A 4,852-nucleotide genomic window follows, 5' to 3' on the forward strand; every position below is an offset into this window, starting at 1 on the left:
AAAAATTAATTCTTTTTTAAATTAACCTCTCATAAAAAAAGATACGATTATTATGGATTTGTAATAAAATTAAGGTTTAAATTGTTTTATTCATGAATAAGGGCTTTTTTAGTAAAAATTAACTCCATTCAAAGACAAGATAATTTTTACACAATTATGAACTTTAAAGAATTTATAAGCAAATACATTTATCAAAACAGGGACAAAATATTAATTTATTCTATTTTTTTAATCTTTTTTCTTTTCCTACATATATTATATTTTATGTTTATCTGATACAGATAAAAAAGAGATAAAGAAAAACTTTAACCATGGCTATTATTACTTTATATGACGCTCCACTAATGATTTTTGACTTTAAATAGCGGAAGGAAAGGGTTTAATCCAAAGCGTTGAAACGGAAAACGGCGATTATATCAATAGCGCTGATATGTTGTTTTTAAAAGAATTAGCTGAGAGAATGGAAAAAAAATTAGTTATCAAAATGTTTCTTTATAATGGTATTTTAAACGCTATTTAAAATGATGTCTGAGAAGGCATAAACGGCATAATAGGAATGTTTAATGCTGCCAAGGAAAGGAAGATGTGATAAAATGATCTTTATTCCTTACATCGATTACAAATTAGGTATTTTAGCGAGACAAGATGATGAATGTTTGAATGCGGCAGAAAAAATGTTAATTTCAATCTTATGGCTGAGGAATTTACAAGTCAAATTTATACTACGCAAAAAAACTATCCGTTTTGCTTCTTTTTCTGGTTCAGCGTTTGATCGCAAAATCATTCCTCATTTGTATAATCAAAACGATAAAGCATTTGTCCAACATGAAAAAAACGCTTGGAGAACTGATTTGACTTCTTGCATGAAAGCAGTTGAACAAGATAACATCAATATTTTAATTCAAGATTATCAAAATTTAGTTCCTATTAAAACTAAAAATAGCGATAAATTTAAATTATTGAAATTTGATATAGAAAAATCGGGTTTATCAAAAGTGGATGTACCACCTTTATCTATTTTTTTAAATAAAGACAATGTTGAATTAAAAAAACAATTTGAAACACATTTAAAAAACATAAAAGTTTTAAAAGAAACTGATGTTAATGATTTGCCGGCTAAATTAGAACATTTTAATACTGGCGAAGATAGCAAATGCCAAAAATACCTTAATACTTCTCAAACTACATACGACCAAAATTTAAACAAAGACAAAACCCTTGAAAAACGAAATCACTTTTGGTCAAATTTATGGCGCTCTTTACCATCCTATAAAACAGTTTTTATGATTACCTTATTAATAACTATGAATGAATTGTTTTTAGGTTTATTATTGGCTCTTTTGTAGCATTCATAAAAACTATACTTTATAACAATCACAAAGCCTTAATAAAATGGTTGTTTATTCCCAAAAAAACCTTCTCTCTTTTAATAGATTTTTTCATGAATATTTGTAAATCGGTTTTAATAGCTGCGCAAAGTTTTCTTATTTTATAATTCATTAGTTTATTTTTATCTTTTTAAATATTTTAAAGGTGTTTTATATGTGACTTCTTTAATTGTGTTTTTGTTAAATACCGCTTTTAATTTAACTAATATTATGTTAAAACATATTAATTTTTTAGATCGAGAACAAATAGAAGCAGGTTACGCTTTAGAAATAGAAAGAAAACAAGTTTTTTGCTATATTATTTAAAACAAATATTTAAAAGAACGAATTCCGTCTTTTTGGAACTAATGGATTATTAATTTAAAAGAAACTTCTTGATTTTCTGTTATTGGAATAGTAATTTTATTTATATCATATGGACAGCAGAAAGTAATATTTCTATTACTTTCGATGCCATTACGCCTTTTTTATATTGGTAAGTAACATTTGTATCGTCGTTTTAGTCAGTTTAAATAATTTTACAAGCAAAAAAATACAAAAATGTAATCATTAAAAGACGATAAGAAGATAAAAAATAAACCCTTTTTAAGTGGTTTGTTTTGTTATATGATAAAGAGTGATCAGTTTATTAAAAATTTTAACATATAAGGGATTACATTTGTTCTAAAAGAGGTATGCCTAAAATATTTAACCCTTCTTTTAAAACAGTAGAAACAGTTTTAATCAATAATCCGTTCGCTGTTTGTAAAACTAAATCGTCAGTTAAAATTTTTTCCAGAGTGTAAAATTGATTAATAGTTTTAGCTAATTTCAGCAAATATCTCGCTAGTATACTCGGCATATTATCTTTTTTCGCTTTTTCTAAAACAGAAGAAAACTGATCCATTAACTTAATTAAAGCGAAATAATGGTCTTGAGCGAAATAAGCCTTCATTTGAACCCATTTTTTTTCCACAGAATCATCGCTTTTTTTTAATTGTTTAATAACAGAATTAAGCCTGGCAATAGTGTATTGCAAGTAAGGCCCTGTGTTGCCTTCAAACTGTAACATGTGTTTTAAATTAAATTCAATGTTTAAATGGCGATCATTTTTCAAATCATTAAAGACAACAGCGCCGATCGCTATTTTTTTAGCTTTTTCATGAATATTAGTTAAATTGTGGTTTTTTTCTTGAATCGTTTTTTCTGCTTCTTTAGTAGTAGCTTCCAAAATATCAATCAATCTATAATTATTGCTTTTACGAGTCGAAATCTTTGCATTTTCAAACAATACTAAACCAAAATTCACATGTTCTAAATCGCAATCATAACCCATGATCTTATCCATCGCTTGTTTTAATTGTTGATAATGTAATTTTTGTTCGTTTCCTACAACGTATAAAGTTTTTTGAAAATTAAATCTTTCTTTACGGTAAAGAACACAAGCCATATCTCTAGTCAAATAAAGAGTGCTTCCGTTGTCTTTTTGTATTAAAGCAGGCGGAATACCTTCTAATGGCATAATATAAGCCTTTTGATCTAACAATAATAAATTTTTAGTACGTAAATCTTCCACTAAAGCCATACTTTTATCATGATAAAAAGATTCACCAATATAATGATCAAAAGAAATATTTAATAAATCATAAATTTTACGAAATTCAGTTAAAGAAATATCTTTAAACCATTTCCATAAAGCAACTATTTCGGGATCTTTTTCTTCTAATTTTTTAAAAATTTCTCTAGCGTCTTGGTTTAATTGTTCGTCTGTTTCTGCTTGTTCATGAAAATAAATATAAAGTTTTTGCAGTTCATTAATAGGGTCTTTTAAAACTAATTCTTTCTTCCCCCATTTTTGAAAAGCTAAAATCATTTTACCAAATTGAGTGCCCCAATCGCCTAAATGATTGATTCCTACAATTTGATAACCTAATTTATTATAAATATTTTTCAGGGAATTACCAATAACTGTAGAACGAAGATGACCGATAGAAAAGTTTTTAGCAATATTAGGAGAAGAATAATCTATAACAATAGTTTGATTATTAGGTTTTAATTGTCCATAGTTAGCGCCTGATTCGCAAACATCTGTTAAAACTTTTTTACTAATCAAATAACGATTAATTTTAATATTTAAAAAACCTTTATCAAAAAAAATATCTTCTATTTCGCTTAAACTCATCAAATCAGCTTTAAAAGTGTTAAAAATTTCTAAAATATCTTTTTGTAAAGTTTTTTGATAAACAAAAAGAGCTAAGTAAAAATCAAATAATTTATTTTTATCATTGTGTTTAATAATCGTTTTAATGTTGTATTTATTATTTAATGTGTTTTCTATTGTTTGTTTAATTGTGTCTAAATGCATAAAAATGGTTCCTTATTTTTAAGTTATTTTTTATAAAAACTATGAATTTTAAAACATTGTTATATCATAATCTCACTTTTAAAAGAAAAATAACATTATTTTGATAAAAAATAGTTACAGGAAATAATATGGTTCTAATTCTAATTGATCTAACACCTTTTGAAAAGCATTATTTAAAGGAATTTCCAAAGATATTTTTTTTTCTTTTTGAGGATGAGAAAAATCTAATTTTTTGGCATGCAATAACTGGGTCTTGATATTTTCATTATGATTGCCGTATAAATTATCGCCCACAATAGAGTGCTTTAAATGAGACAAATGAACTCTTATTTGATGTGTCCTGCCTGTTTCTAACTCTAATTCTAATAAAGAATAATGTTCAAATCTTTGTAAAGTTTTAAAATGGGTAACTGAGGGTTTTCCTTTAGAAGTGACAGACATTTTCAAACGGTTTTTCACATCTCTTCCGATAGGCAAATCAATGGTTCCGAGCTGTCCTAAAAAACCATGAATTAAAGCCCAGTAAGTCCTTTTAACATGCCTTTTTTGCAACAATTCTTGCATTTGAACGATTGTTTCTTCAGTTTTTCCGATAATCATTAAACCTGTAGTATCTTTATCTAAACGATGTACAATACCTGGTCTTGTACCTTGTATTTTTTTTAAAACCGGTATTTGGTATAATAAACCGTTCACCAAAGTGATGCCTTTATAACTAGAAGAAGGGTGGACCACTAAATTAACCGGTTTGTTAATTACTGCTAAATCATCATCCTCATAAACAATATCCAAATCTAAAGGAATAGGATCTAATTCGTTAACAACATTTTTAGTAATTATTTCTACCTTTATTTCATCGTTATTTTTCAAAAGATAACTTTTTTTCTGTTTTTGATCGTTTATTAAGGCTTCTCCAGAAGAAATCAAATTTTGGCATTTGTTTTTGCTTAAATTTAATTTTTGCACCAAAAAAACATCAAAACGCATGCCTGTTTCTATTTCTTCAACCAAAAATTTATTCATATTTCACATCAAGCCTTTCTAACCCAATAGAATAAGATTTGTTCACTTACAAATAAATAAAAAAATAAATGTATTTTTAATAAAATCGCAAAGATCG

4 protein-coding genes are annotated in these 4,852 nt (G+C 26.5%); 2 read left to right on the forward strand and 2 right to left on the reverse strand.

The features are described from left to right. Nucleotides 1–563 precede the first annotated feature (563 nt). Both RI68_RS03195 and RI68_RS04010 read left to right on the forward strand, forming a co-directional pair. A complete protein-coding gene (locus RI68_RS03195) occupies nucleotides 564–1,346 on the forward strand; it encodes a hypothetical protein (protein WP_261974295.1) in 783 nt (260 codons plus the stop codon). Between the two features lie 198 nt (nucleotides 1,347–1,544). Beyond that, a complete protein-coding gene (locus tag RI68_RS04010; RefSeq protein ID WP_017193789.1) occupies nucleotides 1,545–1,694 on the forward strand; it encodes a hypothetical protein in 150 nt (49 codons plus the stop codon). Nucleotides 1,695–2,040: 346 nt separating this feature from the next. On the opposite strand, the gene argS is transcribed toward RI68_RS04010, so the two are convergent. Together argS and RI68_RS03205 are read right to left on the reverse strand one after the other, a co-directional pair. Continuing rightward, nucleotides 2,041–3,732: an arginine--tRNA ligase gene (argS, locus tag RI68_RS03200; protein ID WP_017193790.1), complete on the reverse strand. Its 1,692-nt coding sequence runs from the start codon at nucleotides 3,730–3,732 to the stop codon at nucleotides 2,041–2,043. A gap of 114 nt (nucleotides 3,733–3,846) precedes the next feature. After that, nucleotides 3,847–4,755 (reverse strand): RluA family pseudouridine synthase, encoded by a 909-nt coding sequence (locus RI68_RS03205; RefSeq protein ID WP_017193791.1) that lies wholly within the window; start codon nucleotides 4,753–4,755, stop codon nucleotides 3,847–3,849. Nucleotides 4,756–4,852 lie beyond the last annotated feature (97 nt).

It is taken from the genome of Vaccinium witches'-broom phytoplasma str. VAC (genome assembly GCF_000309405.1).
Classification (GTDB): domain Bacteria; phylum Bacillota_I; class Bacilli_A; order Acholeplasmatales; family Acholeplasmataceae; genus Phytoplasma.